The sequence below is a fragment of the Methylophaga lonarensis MPL genome (genome assembly GCF_000349205.1).
Taxonomy (GTDB): domain Bacteria; phylum Pseudomonadota; class Gammaproteobacteria; order Nitrosococcales; family Methylophagaceae; genus Methylophaga; species Methylophaga lonarensis.
This window is the reverse complement of sequence record NZ_APHR01000037.1, coordinates 63,147-89,656: the sequence shown is the minus strand read 5'-3', so window position 1 is coordinate 89,656 and position 26,510 is coordinate 63,147. Positions and strand designations below refer to the sequence as shown.

The 26,510-nt window shown below is 48.6% G+C and carries 22 protein-coding genes and 1 pseudogene; 15 read left to right on the top strand and 8 right to left on the bottom strand.

Annotated features, from left to right (window positions below; genetic code table 11):
* The 5 genes and pseudogenes from MPL1_RS07530 to MPL1_RS07510 all read left to right on the top strand — a co-directional run.
* Positions 1-1,123 (top strand): sensor histidine kinase (locus tag MPL1_RS07530; protein ID WP_009726529.1); only part of this gene is annotated, 1,123 nt, incomplete at its 5' end.
* A complete protein-coding gene (locus MPL1_RS07525; RefSeq protein WP_235045552.1) occupies positions 1,120-1,791 on the top strand; it encodes a response regulator in 672 nt (223 codons plus the stop codon). The genes MPL1_RS07530 and MPL1_RS07525, both read left to right, overlap by 4 nt.
* A gap of 164 nt (positions 1,792-1,955) precedes the next feature.
* Positions 1,956-2,276 (top strand): hypothetical protein, encoded by a 321-nt coding sequence (locus MPL1_RS07520; RefSeq protein ID WP_009726527.1) that lies wholly within the window; start codon positions 1,956-1,958, stop codon positions 2,274-2,276.
* Between the two features lie 147 nt (positions 2,277-2,423).
* Positions 2,424-4,617, top strand: a pseudogene (gene katG / locus MPL1_RS07515) (catalase/peroxidase HPI).
* Positions 4,618-4,739: 122 nt separating this feature from the next.
* Positions 4,740-5,792: an NAD(P)-dependent alcohol dehydrogenase gene (locus MPL1_RS07510; RefSeq protein ID WP_009726526.1), complete on the top strand. Its 1,053-nt coding sequence runs from the start codon at positions 4,740-4,742 to the stop codon at positions 5,790-5,792.
* A 36-nt stretch (positions 5,793-5,828) separates the two neighbouring features.
* Here MPL1_RS07510 and MPL1_RS07505 read toward each other — a convergent pair whose 3' ends face one another.
* The 5 genes from MPL1_RS07505 to MPL1_RS07485 form a co-directional block, all read right to left on the bottom strand.
* On the bottom strand, positions 5,829-6,296 hold the full coding sequence (locus MPL1_RS07505; RefSeq protein WP_009726525.1) for a hypothetical protein: 468 nt from the start codon (positions 6,294-6,296) through the stop codon (positions 5,829-5,831).
* A gap of 104 nt (positions 6,297-6,400) precedes the next feature.
* A complete protein-coding gene (locus MPL1_RS07500) occupies positions 6,401-8,050 on the bottom strand; it encodes a methyl-accepting chemotaxis protein (RefSeq protein WP_009726524.1) in 1,650 nt (549 codons plus the stop codon).
* 245 nt (positions 8,051-8,295) lie between these two features.
* Complete coding sequence (locus MPL1_RS07495; protein ID WP_009726523.1) at positions 8,296-8,997, bottom strand: MBL fold metallo-hydrolase; 702 nt, start codon at positions 8,995-8,997, stop codon at positions 8,296-8,298.
* 4 nt (positions 8,998-9,001) lie between these two features.
* Positions 9,002-9,835 carry a sulfite exporter TauE/SafE family protein gene (locus MPL1_RS07490; RefSeq protein WP_009726522.1) on the bottom strand — a complete coding sequence of 278 codons (834 nt, stop codon included), beginning with the start codon at positions 9,833-9,835 and terminating at the stop codon, positions 9,002-9,004.
* Positions 9,836-9,840: 5 nt separating this feature from the next.
* Positions 9,841-10,371, bottom strand: a complete 531-nt coding sequence (locus tag MPL1_RS07485) for a rhodanese-like domain-containing protein (protein WP_009726521.1) — start codon at positions 10,369-10,371, stop codon at positions 9,841-9,843.
* 211 nt (positions 10,372-10,582) lie between these two features.
* Here MPL1_RS07485 and MPL1_RS07480 point away from each other — a divergent pair, with 211 nt between their 5' ends.
* The 3 genes from MPL1_RS07480 to MPL1_RS07470 are packed head-to-tail and all read left to right on the top strand — an operon-like array spanning position 10,583 to position 13,896.
* Positions 10,583-10,942, top strand: a complete 360-nt coding sequence (locus MPL1_RS07480) for a DUF4870 family protein (protein WP_009726520.1) — start codon at positions 10,583-10,585, stop codon at positions 10,940-10,942.
* A 36-nt stretch (positions 10,943-10,978) separates the two neighbouring features.
* A complete protein-coding gene (locus tag MPL1_RS07475) occupies positions 10,979-12,421 on the top strand; it encodes a DUF2868 domain-containing protein (protein ID WP_009726519.1) in 1,443 nt (480 codons plus the stop codon).
* Positions 12,418-13,896: a DUF3482 domain-containing protein gene (locus tag MPL1_RS07470; RefSeq protein WP_009726518.1), complete on the top strand. Its 1,479-nt coding sequence runs from the start codon at positions 12,418-12,420 to the stop codon at positions 13,894-13,896. The genes MPL1_RS07475 and MPL1_RS07470 overlap by 4 nt, the downstream gene beginning before the upstream one ends.
* Positions 13,897-13,943: 47 nt before the next feature.
* Here MPL1_RS07470 and fae read toward each other — a convergent pair whose 3' ends face one another.
* The gene (fae, locus tag MPL1_RS07465) at positions 13,944-14,495 is read right to left on the bottom strand and encodes a formaldehyde-activating enzyme (RefSeq protein ID WP_009726517.1); all 552 of its coding nucleotides are present in this window, start codon (positions 14,493-14,495) and stop codon (positions 13,944-13,946) included.
* Between the two features lie 313 nt (positions 14,496-14,808).
* Here fae and MPL1_RS07460 point away from each other — a divergent pair, with 313 nt between their 5' ends.
* From MPL1_RS07460 to secD, 5 genes are all read left to right on the top strand, one after another.
* Complete coding sequence (locus tag MPL1_RS07460; protein ID WP_009726516.1) at positions 14,809-16,953, top strand: methyl-accepting chemotaxis protein; 2,145 nt, start codon at positions 14,809-14,811, stop codon at positions 16,951-16,953.
* A gap of 220 nt (positions 16,954-17,173) precedes the next feature.
* Positions 17,174-17,701 carry a hypothetical protein gene (locus tag MPL1_RS07455; RefSeq protein ID WP_040576987.1) on the top strand — a complete coding sequence of 176 codons (528 nt, stop codon included), beginning with the start codon at positions 17,174-17,176 and terminating at the stop codon, positions 17,699-17,701.
* 112 nt (positions 17,702-17,813) lie between these two features.
* Entirely contained in the window at positions 17,814-19,226 is a 1,413-nt protein-coding gene (gene dacB, locus MPL1_RS07450) for a D-alanyl-D-alanine carboxypeptidase/D-alanyl-D-alanine endopeptidase (RefSeq protein WP_009726514.1), read from the top strand.
* A gap of 123 nt (positions 19,227-19,349) precedes the next feature.
* Entirely contained in the window at positions 19,350-19,730 is a 381-nt protein-coding gene (locus tag MPL1_RS07445) for a hypothetical protein (protein WP_009726513.1), read from the top strand.
* A gap of 45 nt (positions 19,731-19,775) precedes the next feature.
* Positions 19,776-22,301 (top strand): protein translocase subunit SecD, encoded by a 2,526-nt coding sequence (secD, locus tag MPL1_RS07440; RefSeq protein ID WP_009726512.1) that lies wholly within the window; start codon positions 19,776-19,778, stop codon positions 22,299-22,301.
* Between the two features lie 61 nt (positions 22,302-22,362).
* Here secD and MPL1_RS07435 read toward each other — a convergent pair whose 3' ends face one another.
* Positions 22,363-23,175: a hypothetical protein gene (locus MPL1_RS07435; RefSeq protein WP_009726511.1), complete on the bottom strand. Its 813-nt coding sequence runs from the start codon at positions 23,173-23,175 to the stop codon at positions 22,363-22,365.
* Between the two features lie 274 nt (positions 23,176-23,449).
* A complete protein-coding gene (gene mtgA, locus MPL1_RS07430) occupies positions 23,450-24,145 on the bottom strand; it encodes a monofunctional biosynthetic peptidoglycan transglycosylase (protein ID WP_009726510.1) in 696 nt (231 codons plus the stop codon).
* A gap of 153 nt (positions 24,146-24,298) precedes the next feature.
* Here mtgA and MPL1_RS07425 point away from each other — a divergent pair, with 153 nt between their 5' ends.
* A complete protein-coding gene (locus MPL1_RS07425; protein ID WP_009726509.1) occupies positions 24,299-24,979 on the top strand; it encodes a haloacid dehalogenase type II in 681 nt (226 codons plus the stop codon).
* Positions 24,980-25,045: 66 nt separating this feature from the next.
* Positions 25,046-26,509 (top strand): sensor domain-containing diguanylate cyclase, encoded by a 1,464-nt coding sequence (locus tag MPL1_RS07420; protein ID WP_009726508.1) that lies wholly within the window; start codon positions 25,046-25,048, stop codon positions 26,507-26,509.
* Position 26,510: the final 1 nt, after the last annotated feature.

The following is a 26,510-nucleotide window of genomic DNA, read 5'->3' as shown; positions in this document are numbered from 1 at the left end:
TTATCTTTTCACAATCATCTGGACGATGCGGTCTATCATTATTGCAAAGGTCAGCAATCACCTTTCCGCCGCCCCTTCCTGGTTTAGTTGGGTGTATCCCAAACTGTTCAGCCTCAAATCACCTGCCATGCAAAGCATCGACTATCGTGACAAAAGTTACGGTGTTTTAAGTCTTCATCCAAGTCACAAGGAAGCGATTACAAACGCTTGGACAACACTTCGAGAGGTGGCCATCGTCAGTACAGTAGTGATCCTGACGACCAGCCTGTTGATGGTGTTTGCCATGAATATTGTTATTCGGCCAAGTCGGAAAATAGAAAAAAGCATAAGAGCCTTATCAAACGACTTATCTGGTCCACCAGTGCCTGATTTCCGAATTAACGAGTGGCAGAGCATCAGCCTTGCCATCAATGATTTTGTTCAACGCCTGCGATTGGCTCAGCAAAAAAACCAATCGCTCGCCGAACAACTGGTCAGGGTACAGGAAGACGAACGACGCCATATTTCCAGAGAACTGCACGATGATCTCGGACAATCACTGACCGGCATGCTGGCATTGTCGTCTCTGCTGACGATCAAAGCACAAAAGTCATCACCTGAACTGGCCGAAACAGCTGAAAAATTGACCGTAACCGCTCAGGAAATGATGAATCAGATGCGTAATATCCTGTTCAGCCTTCGACTCACCGACAGCCTTCTTCATTCGGGGCTTGATAACAGTCTGCATAGACTTATTCATCACTGGAAAGCACGAATTAACAGTCCGATTCAATTGCAGTATCACAATAAAGCAGAACTTTCTAAACTGCCAGAATCAGTCCAGCTGAATGTCTTTCGTGTCATTCAGGAGTGCCTTCACAATATTTATAAGCATTCCGACGCAACGCAGGCCAGCGTTGAAATAAGCGCGTCACCGACAAAGCAACAGTTGCACATTATCATCATGGACAATGGCACCATTGAACAGTTGGACTTTGTTTCAAATCCTGGTTTTGGGATTTCAGGAATTTTTGAACGTGTTGCAATGCTTGATGGCAAGATTGACTTTGCCATTGCATCGCCTCATGGACTGGTGATCAATGTCACTATCCCAATTATCAGCAGCCATAGCACTACAAAATGATGAATGAAAATAATATCCGTATCCTGATGGTCGATGACCATGCCATTGTCAGAGATGGCTATAAAGCCTTGCTGGCTGAATCTCCCGATCTGATTGTGGTGGCCGAGGCAACTACTGCCAAGGAAGCCTATATTCAGTACAAAACACACCAGCCGGATGTGATGATCACGGATTTATCACTACCCGGAGGTAGTGGACTTGAATGTATCAGCAAAATCATCAAATACGATGCCCGCGCCAAGATCGTTGTTTTCACCATGCATCTAAACCCGGAATTGGTGACCAGAGCTATTCAGGCTGGCGCATTAGGGTATGTCACTAAAAACATGCCGCCGCAAAGCCTGATTGATTCGGTTTATCGTGTCCATCAGGGCAAAGTGGCCTTGAGTTCGGATATCGAAAAACTGCTTGCCTTGGAGAGTCTGCTAGGCAATCGCACCTTGCTGAACACACTCTCAGCACGCGAGTATGAAATTCTGCGCTTGTTGGTTAATGCCCATTCAACCGAAGAAATCGCGCAATTTCTTAACATCAGTCAAAAAACGGTCTGCAATTACCATTATCAGATCAAGAGTAAACTCGGCGTGAACTCCGATATAGAACTCACGCTGTTGGCGATTCAGCACAGTCTGATTCAACCAATGGATCCATCCCTGCTTAACCACTAGGCTCAGAAATATTTCCAATGAGTCTTTCAGGCGCCTTAAGCCCAATGACTGCCTCAATTTCGGGAAAAATTTCCCGATATCAGCTAATAAGTGAAACGGTCAGAACCCTTCGGAGTCATCTCAGGTGATAATCTGTAGCGCCCAACATAAAAAGGAGTCATCTTATGAATAAACGATATTTTTTGCTTGCGCTGGCTTTATTTAGTTTCAACGCTGGTGCGACTGATTCAAGCACGGTTGATGCAGCAATTGGTGGTGCCATTGGCGGTGGACTCGGTGCAGCTGTTGGTAATGAAGTTGCTGGACGTGATGGTGCAATTATCGGGGGCGCATTAGGCGCTGGTGTAGGCGCTGCTGTGACAACTGCTGAAGATGAAGGCCATCAGAATTATCGAGATCGTCATCACTATGATGGCAGAACCTATATCGATGGCCGTCGCACCAAGCACTGTCCGCCTGGACTTGCGATGCAGGGTCGCTGTTAGCATTGATCCACTCAACCAGTAATCGCTAGAGGCGATTACTGGCATAGTTTATTCTCATGATTATCAATTATTAGCCGTGATAGTCTTGAAATGTAGGTTCAACTGTGAACCTCTCGAAACCGGTAATCAGGGGGGAAGGAACTAACCATGAACGAAAAAAATAACTCACACAGCGGTAAATGTCCCGTTATGCACGGTGCCATGACTGAATCTGGCACTACTGTAACGGAGTGGTGGCCGAAATCACTCAACCTGGACATTCTTCATCAGCACGATACTAAAACCAACCCACTCGGCGAAGATTTTGATTACGCCGAAGAATTCAAAAAACTGGATTTGCAAGCGGTCAAAAAAGATCTGCATGCCCTGATGACTGACAGCCAGGATTGGTGGCCAGCCGACTGGGGCCATTACGGCGGTTTGATGATTCGTATGGCCTGGCATGCCGCAGGTACTTACCGCGTCGCCGATGGTCGCGGTGGCGCAGGTACGGGTAATCAGCGCTTTGCGCCTTTGAACAGTTGGCCCGATAACGGCAATCTCGACAAGGCACGTCGTCTGCTCTGGCCGATCAAGAAAAAATACGGCAACAAACTGTCATGGGCTGATTTGATCATTTTGGCCGGCAATATCGCCTACGAATCAATGGGGCTGAAAACCTTTGGCTTTGGCGGCGGCCGTGCCGATATCTGGCATCCGGAAAAAGATATCTACTGGGGTTCAGAAAAAGAATGGCTGGCGCCGAGCACCAACAAAGACAGTCGCTATCCCGGTGATCGCCAGTCACTGGAAAACCCGTTGGCAGCGGTGATGATGGGCCTGATTTACGTTAACCCGGAAGGTGTTGATGGTCAGCCTGATCCGTTGAGAACGGCACAGGATGTTCGTGAAACCTTTGCCCGAATGGCCATGAACGATGAAGAAACGGTGGCCTTGACTGCCGGTGGGCACACTGTCGGTAAAGCCCATGGTAATGGCGATGCCAGTGTACTGGGACCAGAACCGGAAGCAGCCGATATTCATGAACAAGGTTTCGGTTGGACTAACCCAAAAGGCAAAGGTCACAGCGAGGATTCAGTGACCAGTGGTCTTGAAGGTGCTTGGACAACACATCCAACCCAATGGGATAACGGCTACTTCCATTTATTGCTGAACTACGACTGGGAGCTGACCAAAAGTCCGGCAGGTGCCTGGCAGTGGGAGCCGGTCAACATCCGCGAGGAAGACAAACCCGTTGATGCTTTCAATCCGAGTGTGCGTCGCAACCCAATTATGACCGACGCCGATATGGCAATGAAAATGGATCCGGAATATCGCAAGATTTCCGAGCGCTTCTATAAAGATCCAGATTATTTCACTGAAACCTTTGCTCGTGCATGGTTCAAGCTGACCCATCGTGATCTTGGCCCCAAAGCACGCTATCTGGGTGACGATGTGCCAGCCGAAGATTTAATCTGGCAGGATCCAGTGCCCAGCGTTGATTACACACTGACTGATGCTGAAGTAGCTGACTTGAAAGCCAAACTGCTCGATAGTGGTCTTAGCATCGCCGAACTGGTGGCAACGGCTTGGGACAGTGCCAGAACGTTCCGTGGTTCGGATTTCCGTGGCGGTGCCAATGGTGCACGGATTCGCCTTGCGCCTCAAAAAGACTGGCAAGGCAACGAGCCGGAGCGTTTACAAAAAGTACTCAAAACAGCTTGAGAGCATTCAATCGAGTCTCAGTAAAAAAGTCAGTCTGGCTGACTTGATCGTGCTTGGCGGTACTGCAGCGGTTGAAAAAGCGGCTCAGGCCGCGGGTGTCAATATCACCGTGCCGTTTGCAGCAGGTCGGGGCGATGCCAGTCAGGAACAGACCGATATTGACTCGTTCGAACCACTGGAGCCAATTCATGACGGTTTCCGTAACTGGCAGATGAAGGACTACGCAGTCGCTCCCGAGGAATTATTGCTGGATAGAGCGCAATTACTCGGATTAACCGCACATGAGATGACTGTACTGATTGGTGGTATGCGGGTATTGGGCACCAATCACGGTGCCAGCAAACATGGTGTGTTCACCGACCGTGAGGGCGTGCTGAGTAACGATTTCTTCGTGAATCTGACCGATATGGCCAATAGCTGGAAACCGGCAGGCACTAATCTTTACGAGATTGTGGATCGTAAAACCGGCAAGGTGAAATGGACCGCGACTCGTGTTGATTTGGTGTTTGGTTCCAATTCGATTCTGCGTTCCTACGCTGAAGTCTATGCCCAGGATGATAATCAGGAGAAATTTGTTCGTGATTTTGCCAAGGTCTGGGTCAAAGTGATGAATGCTGATCGGTTTGATTTGAAGTAACTCGCTTCACATCACAGACAAAAACGAGTGCCCTGCTTTGGTGGGGTGCTCGTTTTTTTTTAACTGTCACCTCAAGCTGCTATGCTTGATTTTCTCTCAAAAAAGTCACTTGGAGTCTTGCTATGAAAACCATTGGTTATGCTGCTCAGACGGCTCAATCCAGACTTGCGCCCTTGTCATTTGAACGACGAGCACTACGCGATAACGATGTCGCCATAGAGATTCTTTATTGCGGTGTTTGCCACTCTGATTTACACATGGCACGCAACGACTGGAATGCCAGCACTTATCCGGTGGTGCCCGGCCATGAAATCGTTGGCAAGGTCACTGCCATCGGCGCGGAAGTCAGTCAGTATCAAGTAGGTGAGCATGTCGCCGTGGGCTGCATGGTCGATAGTTGTCAGGATTGTGATTCCTGCCATAGCGGCGAAGAACAGTACTGTCGCAATGGTTTCACCCTCACCTACGGTTCACCTGATCGCATTGACGGCAGCATCACCCATGGCGGCTATTCAAAACACATTGTCGTGCGTGAGGAATTTGTACTGAAAGTACCAGAAACTCTGGATTTGGCGCGTGCGGCGCCCTTGTTATGTGCCGGTATCACCACGTATTCACCACTGCGGCATTGGGGCGTCGGTCCTGGCTCACGCGTCGGTGTGATTGGCATGGGTGGTCTGGGCCATATGGCGGTCAAACTGGCCGTTGCATTGGGTGCTCATGTCACTGTCATCAGCACCTCAGCCAGCAAACAAGCGGATGCCATGTCACTGGGTGCCGATGCTTTTCTGGTATCCAAAGATGCACAAGCAATGACCGAGGCGCAATCCAGTTTTGATCTGATCATCGATACCGTGCCGGTCAAACATGATTTGACACCTTATGTGCCCTTGCTGGATCTGGATGCCAGTCTGGTACTGGTTGGTCAGTTAGGCCCTGTCGATGGCACCGATACCTCACCCTTGGTGTTTGGTCGTCGACATATTTCCGGTTCATTGATTGGCGGCATTGCCGAAACTCAGGAAATGCTGGATTTTTGTGCGCGCATGAATGTGCTGCCGGAGTGTGAAATGATCCGCATGGATCAAATCAATGAAGCTTTTGAGCGGATGGAACGGGCGGATGTACGTTATCGTTTTGTCATTGATATGGCCTCACTGCAAGCCAGTCAATAACGACTTCAGGAGAGATGGAGCCTGCCGTCTCTCCTGTTAATGTCCCCTGTCTTGAGAGCTCCGTTCTCGAAGTTCTAATCGCCGGTAGGCTTCAGCCTCGTGATGAATATCGTCAATCAAGCCGCGATGAATTGCCACGGAAACCGCTTCCTGATTGTTAAAGCGACCACCTTGTTTGAACAACAGATCCAGCAGCTCGCGACCGGGCATATCCAGATATCGAGATAACTGCTGTGACTCGCTGGAAAACTTGTCCAAGACTTCAGGGTGAGAATACAGCACACTCAAAATCGCAAGATTATCGATAATGCTCAGCTCCTTGCATGTTGCCTCATCTAATCCGTGATTCTGTACAAAACGCAGACTGGTCAGTCCGGTGAGTTGATGGAAAGTGTTCTGAACCAGATTGAGATCCGCTGCGCGGCCAACCAAGGCGACTTTTAATGCTTTGAGTCGATGTCTGGCCAATGTGATCATGCTTGATTGAATGGTGGAGTCACTCATGATTTATCCTGTTTGATAGCTATCTACCAGAGTATCACCAGCGTCTGTCACTTTCTGTCAGCCACCACTGCGGGTGGCTGTTTGCACACCAGAAGCTTCAGCTATCAGGGATTTACAGACCCTGCCCCACTCACATTAAATTTGCTGGCCGTGACATGCAAATTTTCTGCAGTTTGTTCGAGGGCACGACTCGCGTCCATAGTTTTGTCTGAAAGTTCAGAGTTAGATTCAGCAATCGCACTGATGTTGCACAGATTTCGATTGATTTCCTCTGCCACGGCGCTTTGCTCCTCTGACGCACTGGCAATCTGAATATTCATTTGATTAATTTGGGCAACTGCCTGATTGATTGCTGTGAGTGCTTCGTCAGTTTCAGCCGCTCGTTGAACACTGAGTTTTGCTTCTGTTTCACTCTTTTCCATCACTTCCACAGCCGTCGTTGCTGCGGTTTGGAGTTGTCGAATCATATCTTTGATTTCATCGGTTGATTGGTGAGTACGGTTTGCCAAATGGCGTACCTCATCAGCGACCACCGCAAAGCCTCTACCGTGTTCACCGGCTCTCGCCGCCTCAATTGCTGCATTGAGTGCCAACAGATTGGTTTGTTCGGCGATTCCCTGAATCACTTCCAACACCTGATTAATTGACTGTGAGCTGCTATGCACATTTTCAATGACCGATGAGGTTTTGATAATTTCAGAAGCAAGCGAATTAATAACCCGAATGCTTTCGACCACAATTGACTGACCCGCGACCGCCTGTGATGAAGCATTCTGAGCCGCATCTGCAGCCATTTGGGTATTCCTGGCAACTTCCTGTACTGTCGCCGACATTTCATTCATTGCCGTCGCAACAAGATCGGTTTCCGTTTGTTGCTGATGAACCCCCTTATTGGTTTCCATATTCACCAAAGAGAGTTTTTCAGCCGACTTCATCAAATGAGCGACGGAATTATTCACTTCCATCACCAGATTGGCAGTTTTTTCTGCCATTACATTAAATGCCTCAATACTGATGCCTATTTCGTCTTTGTCATCAACTGGCAACGCTTGTTGATTGAAATGACCATCAGCCATCTCCTTAACCCGCTGTGTCAATGCTGACATTCTGGAACTGATACTGTTGATTATTTTTGTCGCTAGAACTGCGCTGATTAACAAGACAAGCAATGCCAGCGCAATCTGAACATAAGTCATCCTTTGTGCCGACTTGGACGCTTCTGAAATGATTAACGCCCTCTCTGCTGCCAGAGAGGATTTGATCTCATCGAGGTGCAACCGAACCTGCTGCAAATGCTGTTGTACGTCACGACCGTAAACACCAATCGCAGCATTCCCCTGATTGCTTTGCATGTAATCCTGAATACGTACGGCACTCTGATGCAAGTTGAAATGCGGTTGCTCTATCGCATCAAAAGCAGCTCTGAACTCCGGTGACGCTTTTTCGTAGATGTTTGTTTCTCTGAATGCGTAATACCACTGACCGAAATCACACTTTTCAGGATCCAACTGCCCTGTAAATGGTGTTTCAAGCAGAAAACTGTTGGCCAGTTGATTGGTCCAGGCAAGATGATCGACCTCTTTCTCCACTTGATAAATCGCAAGATCCATCAATTCAATGACTTGCTGCTTGGCCTCAGTCATTTGCCGGAGTGAATATATTGAGAAGCTTGCTATCAGAAATGACAGGAATATCACCACGGCGAAGCTGATACCGAGTTTTGTCCTCAGCGTTCTATTTCTGAAATTGAGCATGTCGATTTATCCTGCGTAAGCACATTGAAACAATGTGTGAAAATGATTATTTTTCTGGGGCTAGTGATTGCGGGTGCAAGAGTACAAGATCGGCTTTGCGCCAACAGATGATTTCGCCGCTTTGTTGATCTAAATCAAAGGATTAATGTGACTGACAAAGCAGCGACTTTCGACACAGATTCACTACTGAAACCGAAGTGCCGACTGCCTTATCAGTCTGGTGTTGTAATGCCCCTTCCACTCGGTCAGAGACTCACCTCTCCACAGGCACGATTGGCAGGAACGGCAACATCCATCATTTTCGGATTCGCCAGATTCAAATTGTCCATTATTTGTCGATATTCCATGGCATTACTGACCTGAAGCCTTGGATTGTGCTGCTTCTCTTCATGAAGTGTGCTGACCATCCAGCCTTTATAATCATGGCCAGGGTAAACCCATGTGTTATCAGGAAGTTGCAACAGAACATTAAACAAACTGTTGAACTGGTCATCCGCATTGCCATTTTGAAAATCGGTACGACCGGTACCACGAATCAATAAAGTGTCGCCGGTGAACAGATAGGTTTGGTCTTGATGCTCCAACACAAAACTGTAGCTGTCATCTGTGTGACCGGGCGTGTGCAGTGCCTTGATTTGCAGCTGACCAATTTTGATGATCTGCTGATCTTCAAACTGTCCACTGGCACAAGCTGATTGCGCCTGTGCGCCCATCAAACTCAGGCAACCAGTTTGTTCGCGTAATTTGCCGAGCGCTGTAATGTGATCAGCATGCGTATGAGTATCCATGGCGACTTTGAGCGTCAGCCCCAATTCATTCAGAAGCCGCAGATACATGTCGGTTTCTTCCAGCACCGGATCGATCAACAAGGCTTCGCCAGTGACTTCATCAGCAATCAGGTAAGTGTAGGTGCTGGAAACTTTCTCAAATAATTGTCTGAAAATCATAGAACTATCCTCCTAAAACGGCGTTTAATGTCATCACACTGACGATGACTATCAAGGCAATGGCAAAGATCTTCTGCAAACGGGCATTGGCGATTTTATCTGTCAGTAATTGTCCAAAAATCATCCCTAGCACACCGCCCGCCATCAACCACAGCATCAGATTTACCGGCAAGCTTTGTGCGTATTCGGACATCAACAGAAAGCTGATAAAGCCAACTCCGCTGATCACAGTAATCACCAGCAACGATGTTCCTACGGCTTGTCTGAAAGTGACCTGACTGAGATACAACAACAATGGCACAATCAAAAAGCCACCACCGACGCCAAACATGCCTGACAAAACGCCTACTACAGCACCGCCAACCAGCAAACCACTCATGCAACGGGGACGCATCTGAAACTGACCGCTGGGACTCAATCTGCACAACAATCCCTGGCTGCTATCAATTGTTAAGTCACTGGCACGGGTAATTGCCGAGCTTTCGGGGTTGCGAACGGCCATTCGCCACATCCGGATGGCAATTAAAATCGCCAATATGGCAAAACCAATCACCAGTGCCATTGCATCAAGCTGACTAGCCAACCACTGCCCTACTGGCACCAGCAACATGCCCGAAATTGATAACAATATGGCGGGCACCAGCAACATGGTTTTTCTGGTTTTGCCACGTAAACAACCAAACATGGCAGTCACCGCAACAGCGCCCAATGACAGTCCGACCGCTTGATGCACAGACATGCCGGTTAGCATGATTAATAACGGAACGGCAAACACCGAACCACCGGCTCCGGTCAGTCCCAGTACCAGCCCAATCAATATGCCCGTCAGCAAAAACATGATGCTCAGCGATTCCAGGGCGCTTTGGCCATGATCATGCCCAGCATGCAGTTATCGGTAATGCCCGCGTATAACAACCCCAGCCCCATCAAACCGGTTACGCCAAACCACACCGGACTGAAAATGAAACCTGCCAGTACCGTCAGGATAATCAGAATGCCAACGGCTATTCTCACCTGACGTTCCAGACTGATCATCGTTCCCGTCGTAGTCGTAGTCGGCTTTTTCTTCTGACGAATAGCCGCCATTCCGCCTTCGACAATCAGCAATGGATTTTCTATGGCTTTAGCCAGTTTGCTGGCCGCAATCTCAGCCCTTCTGCCTGACTGACAAATCAGATAGACCGGCCCTGAATGGTCTCGCTGCTGCAAAATTGTCTTGAATTTTTCTGCGTCCAGTTGATCAACAGGGACTTCAATAATCCCAGGCAATGCATCGTTTCTGACTTCTGCTGCTGTCCTGACATCCAGCAGACACAAATCCTCAGCAGGCTGTAATTGCAAAAACTGCTCTGCGCTTATTTTCTCGACACTCATCGTGTAATCCTCATATTGCTTATGCCTATAGAATATTAGAATTATCTAATTTAGTAAACACTAATTTACGATTTCCATCGAACAATTGCCAAACAATCAGATAACGCTATCCTGTCCTGGATGCAATTGATCTATGGCGACCTGAGCTGCCAGAGATTCGATTTGATCTACAGTAAGCACCCCGACACCATTTGTTCTCAAAGGTAATGTAATGGCCGACACTCAGTTGATGCCTGAAAATAACAACAAACACAATGCTGCAGACAACCAAGCAAAAATGATCACCATGGTTGTTTACGGCCTGCAGGCCGCATCATTTCTGCTGGGTATCACCTTTTTGGTCGCAGTGATCATCAACTACATCAAGCGTGATGATGTCGCAGGCACCTGGCTGGAGTCTCATTTCCGCTGGCAGATCCGCACTTTCTGGTTTGGTTTACTGTGGGCAGTCATCGGTGCACTTCTGACTGTAGTATTTATTGGTGTGGTTATCCTGCTGCTCAATGCAATCTGGTTGATTTATCGCATTACTAAGGGCTGGCTCTACCTATACGAAAACAAGCCCATGTAGAATCGAAACAATCCACAAACTGGAACAGACATCCTGGTGCAAGACAAACTTAACCGCTGGCTGTTGGACAACGCACTCGCCCATCACCCAGATCAACAAGCATTACTCAACGATAATGAGGCGCTTCAGGCAGCGTCAGCTTGTCAGGGAAATGATGCCGAGAAGCTGGCCGTGTTTACAGAACACTTGAAAATCAGCAGTCAGCTTATTACCGTCATTGACGACTATCGCCGCTATTTCGATATGGCACGTATTGTTTTTTGGCTGGTGGCTTTTTTGGTCGGCGCATCTTCCGCTTTTGCTTTGCTGACGGCGACAGCAAATCATGTGAACTTGATGAGTGTGACGCTATTTTGTGCCTTGCTGCCGATGTTCAGCTTGTGCTTGTGGCTTGGAGTCAGCCTGTTACGCTTTGGCCAGTCAGATAGCATCAGTGGTGGCATGTTGGGGCGCCTGGTCAACGCGGCCACTCATTTACTGAGCAAACTGATGATCGCTGCAAATACAGCACCATCAGTCCATCAAAACGCCGTATTTCGAGCAGGTCGTCAATGGGTAAACCCTTGGCAACTGAGCTTACTAACACACAGCAGCTGGCTGTTTTTTTCTCTGGGCGCGCTGCTGGGCACCTTATTCCGACTGAGCTTTTATCAATATGATTTCTACTGGGGCTCTACCCTGCTTGATAGTCAGCAGATTGCAGTTTTTGTACAAATCAGTTTTGCACTACCCGCGGCGCTGGCAGGCATCCCTTTAAACGCAGATCTAATTGCCAGCGCACAGTTAGATCAATCGTCAATTCAAACCGACCGGGCAGTATGGGCGCAGCTGTTACTAATGAGCATTGTGGTCTATGGCATCGTGCCGAGACTGGCGTTTATTGCCCTGTCACAAGTCAAGTTACGACAGTCTCTGAAAAATCTGCCCGACAATTATGCTTATCCCCTGTTTCGTCAGGCCTTGAAACGCATTAAATCATTGTCAGAGCAGTCTCAGCAGCCTATGCTTGCGCCGCGCTATCCACTACCCGCAGACCGCGCAGCTCATACAGGCGCCAACACCATTGCCAGTATCGGCATCGAGTTGGATCAATCAGACCGATGGCCATTGATTAAAGAAGACACAGTCAAAGATCTGGGTCATCTGATAAACAGTCAACAATACCAATCCGCGCTGACAGCACTGGAAAGCCTGGAAAAACCTGTCGATGTGCTGGCATTTTGCTCTTATGCCCGCAGCCCCGATAACACCACATTAAAACGACTCAGAAACATTCAGGATATCGCCGAAGGCCGAGTGCTGATTGTGCTGTGTGAGCAAGCGATTGCTGAGTCTCACCAGGTGGATATCCATTCAAGACTGATCGACTGGCAAACCAGAGCACATGAGCATGCTCTTGCCCTGGTTGATTTTGATTGCAGTCATAAGGTCAATGTGAATGATGTGTTGAATGCAGCAGAACGGGAGCAACAGACATGACGTTGCAACTGCTGGTCGCAGGCCATACCAATACCGGCAAAACCTCGATGCTCAGAACACTGGGCAGACGTCATGAGTTTGGCGAGGTTTCTGCATTGTCTGGTACTACCCGCACCATTGAGCAAATGCGGCTGCTGGATTCGCAGACACTTTCCATCGACATCTATGACAGCCCTGGATTTGAAAGCGCACCTGAGCTGCGCGATGTATTAAATCCGAAGATTTTCAATCGACGCGATCAGTCAGAAGCCTTATCTGAAGCACTTCAGGACACTGAAATTCAGCAGCAATACGGCTTTGAAGTCTTGGTACTCAATACCGCAAGACAGTGCGATGCCCTGCTCTACATTATCGATGCTCGTGAACCCGTGCTGGAAAAGTATCTGGATGAAATTTATCTGCTTGGCTTGTGTGGCAAACCGATTATCTGTCTGCTCAACTTTACCCAGGGACAACATCGCGGTCATGAATGGCGACAGAAACTGGCCGATATCGGTCAGCATCTTGTTTTGGCATTCGATGCTGTTGTCTATGACTGGCAAGCTGAATCACTGCTTTACAGCGCCCTGACCAATGTCTTGCCTGACTGGCAAGCGGCTATCCAGCAACTGGCACAAGCACGTCAGCAGGAAAATGACTGGCGCTTGCAAGGAGCAAGCTTTGCGCTGGCTGAAACACTGATTTGCCTCGCCGCGGCTGAAGATATTGCCGCCCAGGATCAGCCAGACAAACTACAACAACAGACGGCCAAACTTCAGCAATTTGTCCGAGAGCAGGAATCCGCTTGCGTCGAACAGATTCTTGCTTCTTACAACTATGATCCCAAGCTGCATGGAAGCCAATTGCATGAGGATTTTGCCAACATGGCCTGGCAGCGAGATCCATTTGATGCTGAGACACTCAAGCAACAAGGTTTTGATGTGGTCAAAACCAGTGCAGGCGGTGCCGGCATTGGCATTACCATCGATCTGATGACTGCCGGCATGACATTGGGCATGCCGACCCTTATTGGCATCCTGGCCGGCGGTTTGCTCGGTGCACGACGGATGTTACGCAATATCTATCTGGATAAAGTGCGCCAAGCGACATTGATTGCGCTGGCTGACGAGATTATCTTGCTGATCGCCAGTCGAAATTTGGCTCTGATCAAACATCTTGAACATCGTGGTCACGGAAGAATGGCGGCGCTTGATAGCGAACACGGTCAAAGGCTCGCATTTGGTGGCAAAATCAACAAGCCGCTACTCAAGGCAAGAGATTATCCGGCATGGGCTGGCTATCAATCTAATCAGCAATTGTCGAGTTACCTGACCATGCTTTCACAAAGCAGTGTCAGCCAGCTCATCTGGCAGAAACTTCGAAAAATCGTCATTGAGTCTATCGCAGAAAACAAAGAAGCCCGAGATCAAGCGGTGAACGAACTGCAAAAAAGGATTATTGCCGAAATTGAGAAATCACCGGCTGAAAAAGTTTAAAAAAAAAGCCCCGTCATGGACGGGGCTTTTGTTGACTATCAGTCGACCTACCAGATGGATTCACCGGTTTCAGGATCATACATTTCATGATGAATCTTTTGACGGTTCTCAATCAGTTCATCAATGGTTGGTGAGCCAGTCATGGCACGTTTGATGGCCAGTTTCATCGCTTCGTAGTTGGTACGGTAAAGATCTTTGCGGTCAACATCGGGATCAGCCGCTGCACTCGGTGCGATCCACAACATCGCGATAATGCAAAGCTCATCCGCATGTTCTTTAGGAATCACACCTTCAATCACGCTGTCCAGTACCGCATCGGCCACCGCAGATTGCACCGGTCCACCCAGTAATTCAACATAAGCACTGGATTTGATTGTGACTTTGGGCACCATCAAAGTGGCAGGTTTGACTTGCTGATTGGTGGCACGAATGGCAAACATTCGGGTGTGCCCTTCGGTTTGCCCCATCAGATTGGCAAAAGCCTGACCTGCTGGTCCTTTTACACTGCCAATCAGTATTTCTGGCATCGCATCGGTACCTTGATCATCACTGGCAAAAACAGTGGCCTCGGCGGTTCTAAACCAAACAGGTTCTGACATGAAACTCTCCATTGAATCACTAGAAAAAACCGCATTCTATGATGGGCTCGAAGTTACTCACAAGAATTATTTTTTCATATGCGGATATACCTGCAGCCCCGAATGTGAATAAGTTCACATTTTCCAATAAAAACAGATATTTAAAATGCTTTTTTAGCGTGCACTGTAAATGAATCATGGTATGGAAAGACTGCACAGATTAAGTGCAATCGTCGCGCCAAAGCGCAGATAAGCTGTTGATTTTAGCTATTGACTGATGTGGCCTGAAAGTTGCCATGGCTGATTTAAATGACAACAACAAAGGCAAGCCTCAATGACACTTAAAAGTCACTCCATGAATTTAAGTCTGGCAGAACGTCGCTGGTTACCGTGGTTTGGGCCGACAGGCAAATTCAAAATGGCCTGGGCCTGTTTTTTAAATCGCAGTCACTACGAAGCGGTAGAAAAAAGCTTCGAAGGCATCGCAGCAACTCGAGTCAAGCTACTGCATCAGTGGACTGACAGTCATTGGCTACAGCTGGAATTGCTGGCCGAAGATCTGATGAGCCGATACCCTGAAGTCGATATTTCTACATTGCATGACAGGCTCAAGGCTGCACCGGACTTCTCCGAGCTTTTTATCATTGATACACAAGGCGAAGTCACGCACTCAACCTGGCCAGCTCACGTCGGTCAGAATGATTTGTCAGCCAAAGCCGTTAACAAAGGCCTGACTCAACAGTTTCTGCATGGCCCCTATGTTGATCCCCTCACCCTGCAACTTGGGCCCTCATCCTCGAGCTTTCATGATGAAGTCACCCTGATGTTTTACCAGCCGCTGACTCGAGATGGCTTGCCCGTTGGTGTGTTATGCGGACGCGTACCCAATGATGTGATGGGCGATCTGATTCAGCGCGAAGCCGGCCATATCTATCCAGAGTCAGGCGATAACTATATCTTCATGGTCAGCTCTCGCTTTGATGGAACCATTCAGCCGGGTGTTGCGTTGTCGCGATCTCGATTTGAAGATAGCACCTTCTCACACGGTGAAAATCTCAAAAGTGGCATCAATACCCGTTGGGGGGTAGTCAAGGTTAACAAACATACCGAGTTTGAAATTCGCTTTACTGATCCGGCCACCGGACAATTACATCCCGGCGTCAGAGAAACGATTCACAACGATGAGAACCTGTTTGTCACCTACCCCGGTTACTCCGATTATCGACACATCCCAGTGATCGGCAAAGGTGTCACCTTCAAATTGAAAGGCTCAATGGATACATGGGGCATGATGTGTGAGGGCGATTTGGAAGAAGTCTACCGACGCCGTTCGGTCAATATCAGCCTGATGCGCGGTGTTGTATTTGCCATGCTGGCTTTATTGGGCGTAAACAGTGGGCTTCAGTATTTGACCCAACTGCCACAACCGGCAATTGATGGTATTTCTCTGGTGACACTGGCCCTCGTTGCCATGATGCTGCAAAAACTCAATACCAAACGTCTGGCTAGCCGACTCAACGCCATGACAGAAGTATTAAGAACCATCGCTGAAGGTGAAGGAAACTTGAGACAACGCCTTGAAACTCAGAAGCTGGCACATGATGAAAGTGGCGATATAGGACGCTGGATCAACAGCTTTATCGACAATCTGGATGGCATTGTCGGGCAAGTCATTTCAACCAGTGATCAAGTTAAAACCAGTAATGAGGTCATGCTGCAAACCAATCGTGAGGCCTATGAGGTTTCCACAGAAGTTGCCGTAGCTATTGAACAAATGCTTGGCCTTATCGAACAGCAAATTGCTGATATTGGACAGGCAGCGACCACCGCTGAAGCTATGAAGCAAACCATGGATGAGGTGGTACGTCAGGCACGTGAACAGTTTGAATCGGTGCGGCAAGGAACTCAGGAAATTCGTGATGTTGTTGATACTTCAGCGCATACCGTGCATTCGCTCAATAGCCGGACACAGGACATCGGCAAAATCATCAGCGTAATCACCGACATTACTAATCAAACCAACTTGCTGGCACTCAATGCCGCGATCGAAGCAGCCCGTGCAGGGGAACATGGCAGAGGCTTCTCGGTGGTCGCAGAAGAAGTCAGAGGCCTCGCCATGCGGACCGCCAGTTCTGCTGATGAGATTCAGCGAATGATTGAGGGAATGCAACAAGAAACCCAGGAGGCCGCCAAATTTATGGAAACCGGCGTTGCCAACGTTGACCGAAGTCTCAAAATGGCTGAAGAAGCTTCTGGAGAAAACACTCAACTTCACGAACTGGTTGAGACTATGTTTGCCACTATCCAGCAACTGGATTACAACAGTCAGCAGCATGGAGATACCGCGCGTCAGGTAGGCGTCTCTGCAGCGCAGATGAACAGTTCGGTCCATGCCCTGCAACAACGTGCCGTCATGGTAAAAAACACTGCCGAGAAACTCAGCCAGTTAGTCGGTGTTTTTCAGGTTAGCGAAAGATAACAAAAAACATTAATAAACCACTTTAAATTAATGTTTATAATGTAATATATGACTGAAAACTTGCGTATAAAACTGCTGGTTTGAAACTTTCCGTACTTAAGATTGACCATCTTTATAGCGTGTGCTCGAAGGTTTTGCAGATCTTTTGTTCACTGTTATCACTGAAAAAAAACCTTCGATCATCCGTGTTTTTGTATTCAAAACACAGGAGACATGCAAAATGGAAGTCAATATTATCGAAGAACAAAAATCGCATAAGCTGGCCGCGGTATTTGCAGACAAAAGCGCCGCCATCAACGCTGAAAAAACATTGCTCAAAGAAGGCGAATTCACCGCGGATTCTATCAACATCATCCGCCCTGAAGATGACACATTGAGCAAAAAAATCGAACCTGAAAGCACGGGTATTTATCAAACGCTCATCAAGTCACATCTCTGGCTTGGACTGGCGGGTATTGCCACCGGCGTTATTCTGGCTGGCTTTTTGATCAGTGTGGGTCCACTATACTTTCAGGCAAGTCCTATCACCACGGTGCTCGCGCTGGCGTTCTTTGGCATGCTGGCAGGTATGATGCTGGCGGGCGTGGTGTCAATCCGACCTGATCACGATTTAATGATCAACAAAACGACAGAAGCTTCACAAAAGCGTCATTGGACACTGATCGTACATGTCAAAAATCGCGATGCACTCAGCCGAGCCAAAGATCTGCTTCAGCATCGTGCTTTATCGCTCAGCGAAACACTCTGATCAGACAAGCACTTAGCAAAGCCTGCAAAATTCTCTGCAAAAACTGACTGACGAATGGCGGGAGGCTGGCTATCATGGTCTGATTGCTTTTTCATGACACACACAGACATCTATGAAACTCATTCTGGCCAGCCTTCTCTCCCTTTCCCTGCTCGCTCCTGTTATTCATGCTCAGGAATCCCTCAAAGATCTGACGCACCCTGCGCTTAATGGTCATCGCTTGCCCGACGGCACAGACGTCGCCCTGATGGTGGTGGATGCCAACAGCAATGAGGTGTTGTATTCCTCATATGCCGATCAAGTGAGACAACCTGCAAGCACTCAAAAACTGGTCACCGCGCTTGCCGCTGCGATTTACCTGAAAGATTATCGCTTTGAGACACGGGTAGAACGCAATAATCAGGACATCATTTTCCATTTTACCGGCGACCCGACACTGACGCGCAGTCAGCTCAGAGTGTTGGTAGAAAGACTGAAAAGCTATCAGGACAGCATTGAAGGCAATGTCTATCTTAATGGCGCTGCTTTTGACACCTTTGAACGTGCGATTGGTGTTCCCTGGGATATCATGGGGGTATGTTACAGCGCCCCCTCAAGTGCGCTGACGCTCAATGGTAATTGTGTTTATGGTCGACTTGAAGCGACCTCTGAACCTCCCATCACCGGCGTACGCGCCACAGCGCCCGAGCAAGTCAATATTCGGGCAGGTGACATTTCAATGCGTCAGGGGCTTGAGTATCTGAGCGTGGATTGTGGCCTGAAATTAATTGCCGATAATCAAAATAATTACACGGTGGGCGGCTGTCTGGAAACGCACCGCCTGCCGGTTAACTTCCACCTGGCGATTCAAAACCCGACGGTGTTCACCGCCAAAATCCTCAATGAAGAACTGCAACGCGCAGGCATTCGACTCAATGGCGAAATTATTCGTAACGACCGGGTAAAAGGTGATGAAATTCTGGTAGTACATCGCTCTGCGCCGATGATGGAACTCATCGATACCATGGTCAAAGACTCAGACAATCTGATCGCAGATAACCTGCTTAAAACCATTGGTCGTTTCTACTACGACAAACCGGGTAGTTTTGAAAATGGTGCAGCCGCCATCAAGGCAATTTTGCGAAGTGAAGCCAGCATTGATCTGGACTCTGCCATCATTGTTGATGGTTCAGGTTTATCCAGAAACAATCGAATGACAGCTTCGCAACTGATGCAAGTCGTGCAATATATCTTCAAAAACCCGGATTTGGGCCTGGTTTCCACCATGCCGGTTTCGGGCCGCTCTGGCACACTGCGTGGTCGTCCCAGCGTTTCCCATGAGCTGTTGGTAGGTAAAATCGCCGCTAAAACCGGTGCTATTTATGGCACCTATAACCTGGCCGGGCGCATTCAGGCGCGTTCAGGTCGGCATTTGTATTTTGTGCAAATCATCTCTAACTATCACCCTGCAGATGATCGTAATCGCCGCCAACCGCTCCGGGCATTTGAACGCAGACTTTACGAATCGCTGTATAACGACTACTAAAATAATCAGGCATGTCGCTTGAATTTGCTGATTTTGCCACCACAATGGCGAGATAGTCATGTCTTATTGGCTGTTCCCATTCGAAGTGAATTACTTCGATGACTCAAAGGAATCTTAGGTCTGATGTCAGACTCTGATAGCACTGCAGCTCCACAACAGACTGGCCTCCGGCTGGCCTGGTTGTGGCTGTTTGTACTGTCTCTCAGCCTGATATTGCATGGTAGCTTATACACTTCCCTGCAAGCCAACGACCAGCTCAATGCTGTTGGTGAGCAAACCGAACGACTGGCGCTCATCCGCGAGCATCAACAGCATGGCTTTATTTTCGCTGACATCAGCAAAATTCAGCATAGTGATGGTGAACCTCACGATCTGTTACTGCTCAGTATCAACACCGGAGCTATCTGCTTCGGTCTATTGCTGGCAGCTTTTGCAAACCACCTAATCCACCCAGGACAACTACGTTTTGTTCTGGCAATTCCCCGCGCACCGCCCATCCGCTAAGGCATTCCGAAAACCACTTTTTCAGAATTACTTTAAGGATGTCCTATGCGATCTTTATCGAAACGGGCCATAGTTTATGGTCTGGTCATTTTATTGGGGCTGCTGTCTACCCTGCCTAGCTTCTTGCCTGACAGCACACTGAATCAGCTACCACAGTGGTATCAAACCACCAGTTTCAAGCTGGGGCTGGATTTACGCGGTGGTTCACATTTACTGCTTGAGGTGGACAGTGAAGCCTTGCTGAAAGCCCAGCATCAGCAACTGGCAGAACTCATCACTGATAATCTGCGTGAGGCACGCTTGTTTGTGCGCGCCATCAACAGCGATCAGCAGCAAGTCGAAATTTATCCGCGCGATCTGGCTGATCTATCGGCGATGAAACGCCTAATCAGACCACTTATCGAAAACCCTGAGGGTGGCTTACCGCTGTATCGGGTTGAAGCCAGGCTCGATCACCTGACACTGTTGCCGACCGAAGAATATATCAATAAGTCTGTGAATGAGGCTGTTGAAAAGAGTCTGCAGATCGTCAGAAAAAGGCTTGATGAGTCCGGTCTGGTTGAGCCGGGCATTACCCGCCATGGCAAGCAAGGTATTCAAGTGCAGCTGCCAGGTGTGGATGACCCCAAAGCGATTCGTGATTTACTGGGCACTACCGCCAGTATGACTTTTCACTGGGTGGTGGATGAACTGAGCACAAGTTCAGCCAATATTCTGCAACTGACAGATCCTTCCGGACAGCAACACTATCGAATCGAATCACGTATCGCAATGGAAGGCGAACATATTCGTGATGCGCGCATGGCATTCAGTCAGGAAACAGGACAACCCGTGGTCAGTTTTACCCTGGATAAAACAGGCGCCCGGCAGTTTGCTGACATGACTACTCACAATATCGATCGACAACTGGCCATCGTGCTTGATGATCAAGTTATCACTGCACCGTCGATTCGCAGTGTCATTGGTGGCGGTCGCGGTGAAATCAGTGGTCAGTTTACTTTGCGTGAAGCCAGCCAATTGGCATTATTGCTGAGATCCGGCGCACTACCCGCTCCACTGCTGGTCATTGAGGAACGTACCGTTGGCCCGGATCTCGGCAGTGATGCTATTCAGATGGGCTTGTTCACCGGTATCACCGGCGCAGTTCTGGTGCTGTTTTTCATGGTGGCTATCTATGGTGTGTGGGGCTTGATTGCCTGCATTGGCTTGTTGGTCAATCTGTTGTTGATATTTGCGGTGTTCAGTTTGCTTGGGGCGACACTGACATTACCGGGGATTGCCGGGATTATTCTCAGCATCGGTATGGCAGTAGATGCCAATATTCTGATCAATGAACGCATCCGTGAAGAAATCAGACGTGGCAAAAAAGCCTGGCACGCTATTGATTCTGGCTTTAGACGCGCCTATAGCACCATCCTGGACTCCAATATCACCTCATTGATTGCGGTCAGCTTGCTGTTCATGTTCGGCAGCGGTCCGGTGCGCGGTTTTGCTGTGGCCATTGCGATTGGCTTGCTGACCTCGCTGTTCACCTCTATTTCGCTGACACGCTTGTTAATGGAATGGCGAGCCAGAAAGCACTCAGGTTTGCATCTGAGCATTTCCGGCATCAAAGCGCTGGACAGACTCAGTCGTCGTACTATCAACTTTATGCGCAGCCGAAAAATCGGTTTGGCTGCATCCGCGCTGTTGTCTATCGCCTCGATTGGTTTGTTCATCTCTCCCGGCCTGAACTATGGCATTGATTTCAGCGGCGGTATTGTGGTCGAAAGCCAAATTCCCGGTACCGATGTGGATCAGGTTCGGCTGGCATTGAACGTGGCAGGGCTCGATGAAACGCAGTTGCAGGAGTTTGGCGATGCCGGACATTATTTGTTGCGTCTGCCGATGAAAGACGCTCAACAAATTGCCAGCGGTGACCAACTGCAGCAACTCAAACAGGCACTCACCGCATTATCGGATGCTGCCGAGTTTCCTAGAGTTGAGATGGTGGGCCCCAAAGTCAGTGGTGATTTCAGCGATGCAACCATTCTCGCTATCGTTTTTGCAGGTCTGGGCATGTTGGCGTATCTGTGGGTGCGTTTCGAGTTTCATTTTGCTCTGGCTGCGACCACCACCATTGCTCTTGATTTGACCAAAACCATTGGCTTTTTTGCGCTGACCGGTATTGAGTTCAATCTGACGGCAGTCGCTGCGCTGCTGGCTTTGATTGGTTATTCGGTCAATGACAAGGTGGTGGTTTTTGATCGCATCCGGGAAAACCTGAGAGCCACCCCTGATAAACCGTTAATGCAGCTGCTGAATGAAAGTATCAGTGCTACTTTGACCCGGACGGTATTTACCTCGGTCACAACCCTGTTGGCGCTGTTACCGATGGCGATTGCTGGCGGTCATGCCGTTGCCAGTTTTGCCATCCCAATGATCTTCGGCATCATTATTGGCACCAGCTCATCAGTACTGATTGCCTCTCCGCTGGTGTTGTTACTTGGTCAGCGACGTATGCAAAGAGGACTGGCTCAGCTTCGGCCTTCGCGTGAAGAGATGCAAAAAAAACTCGACGCGATTCTTTAAAAACGGTTCAGCCTGTTGAGGATTTACGCTCAACAGGCTGTTTTTATTTGCTTTATTAGTATCACTTAATCCATAAATCAATACGTCGAATCATTCTGACAAACAACCACAGCATCAAAATCGGCAACAACACCATCACCAACACAAACTCGGCAACCAGAAACACCGTGGCTTCTACAGCTCGATCGGCACGTAGTTTTATTGCTTCCAGTTTGGCTGAAATATCCAGCCGGGAACGTAAGTTCTGACTCCATGATCGTTGACCTTCAGTGACTTCAAGGCCCAATGTATCGACTTGTTCCGTAACTTCAACCAGCAGCGCTACCCGTTGTTCACGTTCAGTATGCAGCCATTGCTGTGCTTGCCAGGTCACCATGACCGTAATGGGGATTAATAGTCGTAACAAGGTCAGAAACACCAGCAACTTAACCAGTCGTTTTTGCATTCGTGCCTGGCATAAACCGCGTACACACACCAGAAAAACCAGTATCGACAACACAGCCAGTACCAGTCTGATGGCCCAGATATCGCCGATATAAAGCATGATTTTCTGCAAGCCAATGGACGCTGAGGCTACCAGTAAAATCAATGAGAACTGCTCAATCAGATCATTCAAAGGATCCAGTATCTGGCCAGGAGTCAGCGTCAATCCAACCCCCATCGGCTCGATTGAAACTTCTGTACCCTGCGCGACGGAAATAACCGCATTGAGTGTTCTGGCAATGGCAAACACACTCAAGGTCACCGTCAGCATTTGACTTAATTGGCGTCCAGTCAGTCCGGCCTCAGCGGGAATCATTGCCAATAAAAAACACACCAGTGCCAACAAGTAGAAGGCTCGATGTGTCGGAAAGTGCGTGCCTGATTTTGTCATCTTTATTTGCCTGTGCGCTGGCTGAGATAAAGCCTCAGAGAAATGGAATTTTATGATGCCATCTCTGTCAGAGGCTGCGTGAAATCATTGATGGAAATGTTATGACCAACGAAAAAAACGATTTACCGCACAATAGCAGCACACGCTTACCTTGTCGTGGCTGTACCCACAATTGCCCCTGTTACACAGTTTGTCAGGGAAAACCCTGGCGTATGGACAGCCAGCTGGTTCAATCTCGCGTTCAAAAACACTAGGGCTTATTGACGCCTTGTTACTACTTTGGCTCACTGAGTGGTCTTAACCACTGTTCGCCGCCCAATCTACGTTGTTGCTCCAGATTCCACTCGGCCCGACGCTGCAAGCGCGGGCCCGGACTTGAAGGGTTGTAACCCAATGGGCTGGGCAGGCTTGAGGCAAGCAAGGCTGCCTGCATACGTGTCAATTGTGATGCAGGACGGCCAAAGTGATACTGACTGGCAGCATCAAGACCAAAAATGCCCTCGCCCCACTCTGCGATATTCAGATAAACCTCAAGAATTCGCTGCTTGCCCCAGAAAAACTCGATCAGTACAGTGAACCAGGCTTCAAGTGCTTTCCTGAACCAGCTTCTCCCCGTCCACAGATACATGTTTCTAGCGACTTGCTGGCTGATAGTACTGGCACCACGTAACTGACCACGCCGCTCACGTTCACGCAGTGCTTGCTGTATCGCATCCACATCAAAACCACGGTGCAGCGGAAAACGTTGATCCTCAGAAGCCACCACTGCCAGCGCAGCATGTTTGGGAATATCCTCCCAGCTCAGCCAATTCTGATAGAGACGAAACTCGGGGTTATCGGTTGTTAACCAGCGATCAAACATCACCATGGTTAGAGGTGGATTTACCCAGCGAAATGGCAAAACCACCAGTACACTGAGTATCAGCCAGAATAATATCAGCCAAGCGGCTATTCGCAGAAGCAGACGCACGTATCGTTTTATACCCGACAAGTTAAATGATGACAGCACAATTCAGCACATGATCCGCACCCGGATATCAACATGCAAGCACTGTGTTGTGATCGAAACTGACAGCAATAGCGCGATGCAATAGAGTATTTGAAACAAAGCTCGGAGCGAACAATGGCATTGACGATTGCTTTTGATGTGTATGGTACTTTACTGGACATGAATGGCGCGCATCATTCTATTGCCAAACTCTCCCCCAATATCAACACTGAACGCTTTGCCGCCACGCTCAGGCAAAAACAGCTTGAATACACTTTTCGCCGGGCTTTGATGGGCCAATACACAGGATTTGATCAATGTACTCGTGATGCCATTGACTACTGCTGCGCCCTGTTTGAAATCGAAGCCACCGAGCGACAAAAACACATGTTGATGGATGCCTATGCGCATTTGCCAGCTTATGGCGATGTCAGACAGTGCCTGTCGGAGCTTAGCAAACTGCCGGTAAAACTGGTCACATTCAGTAATGCCGAGTCAGCAACGCTGCATGAATTACTATCACATGCTTCAATCGAATCATATTTTGACCAGATTATCAGTGTTGATGCCGTGGCCAGTTTCAAACCGGATCCGAAGGTTTATCACCATCTCATCGAGACTTGCAAAACCAGCGCTCGCAAAGTTTATCTGGTGTCCGGTAATGCCTTTGATTTAATAGGCGCGAATGCCGTCGGTATAAAAACAATCTGGTGCCAACGCAGTCAAAATACACACTATGACCCTTGGGGTGGCAGACCGGATCACACGCTTTCTTCGCTTCAAGAGCTTGCAGAACTCATCAGAACAGGCTTATAAGTAATATGTAGGGATGTATTTCAGGGCGATTAAAGGATTTTCCGCTGACCACTCAGGGTAAGTTCGATGATCACGCTCAACGAACAAGAATACAAGTCGCTGAAGGAACAGGCTGAACAACTAAATACAGTGACCGATGAGTTAACAGCGGCGCTGTCACTACTTCAAGATATTTCAGAGTCCGCCAGCGCGATGATCTGGATGTCTGGAAGCGATCAGAAATATCACTACTTTAATCAACCCTTTCTTGAGTTTACCGGCAAACAGTTGAGCGAACTGTCCGGCTTTGGCTGGATTGAAACGGTTTATCCTGAAGATATCAGCCGATGCATCAGCACTTACCGAAAGGCTTTCACCGCTCGACAGCGATTTGAAGTTATCTATCGACTGAAACGTCACGATGGTGAATATCGCTGGATAATTTGTCATGGCGCACCACGCTTCAGAGGTGAGCAATTTGTTGGTTTTATCGGCCACTGTCTGGATTTTACCGAGCATAAACGCAACGAAATTCTCGAACAAACCCGCAGCGAAGCATTGTCGCAGGTCGCCACCGGCATGCCGTTAAAATTTATTCTGCACACCATTGTTTCAGGCATCGAAAAAGCAAAACCAGAAGCTTTGTGCAGCATCCAGTTACTGGAGCCAAAAACTCTAAAACTCAAAAATGGAGCGGCTCCCAGCCTGCCCGACTTCTACACGCAGGAGGTTGAAAAACTGACCGCTGAAATTGGTATCGGCTGCTGTGGAACGGCGGCGGTTACCGGGGAAATTGTCATTGCCGAAGACATCAACAATCACCCTGACTGGCAGGACTTTCTTCATCTTACCCAAAAAGCCGGACTTCATTCCTGCTGGTCAGCACCGATATTTTCCTCACAAGGTGAAATACTAGGCACTTTTGCCATTTACCACCGTGAACCTCACAGCCCCGGTAAAGAAGACTTCACCATTATTCGCCATGCTGCCGAACTTGCTGGCATCGCCATCGAACGTGCCCGGGACACTGAGCAGTTGAATCGACTGGCGACCACGGACTATCTCACCGGCCTGGCCAATCGGCGAGTTTTTTTTCAAAGACTGGAAGCAGAAATCAGTCGCGTTCAGCGTTCTTTGAATCCGGCCAGCTTGTTGATGCTGGACCTGGATCATTTCAAAGATATCAACGATCGTTTTGGTCATGCAGCAGGCGACACTGCCCTGAAAACTTTCTCCGATATTATTCGTCAACGACTCAGAGATACAGATGTCGCAGCACGTGTCGGTGGTGAGGAGTTTGCTTTGCTGCTACCAGGTGCCGATGCTGAAGCAGCACATCATTTTGCCGAATCCTTGCGAAATGTCATCGAGCTAACCGAGCTGCATCTGGGGGACACTTTGTCTATTCAATTAACTGTCAGCATTGGCATTGCCGAAATTACACCGCAAAGCAGTGCCGAACAGGTGATGAGCCGTGCCGATCAGGCGCTTTATCTGGCGAAAAACTCAGGGCGTAACCGGGTTTGCCGTGCCGCAGATGATGCCGCCTGAA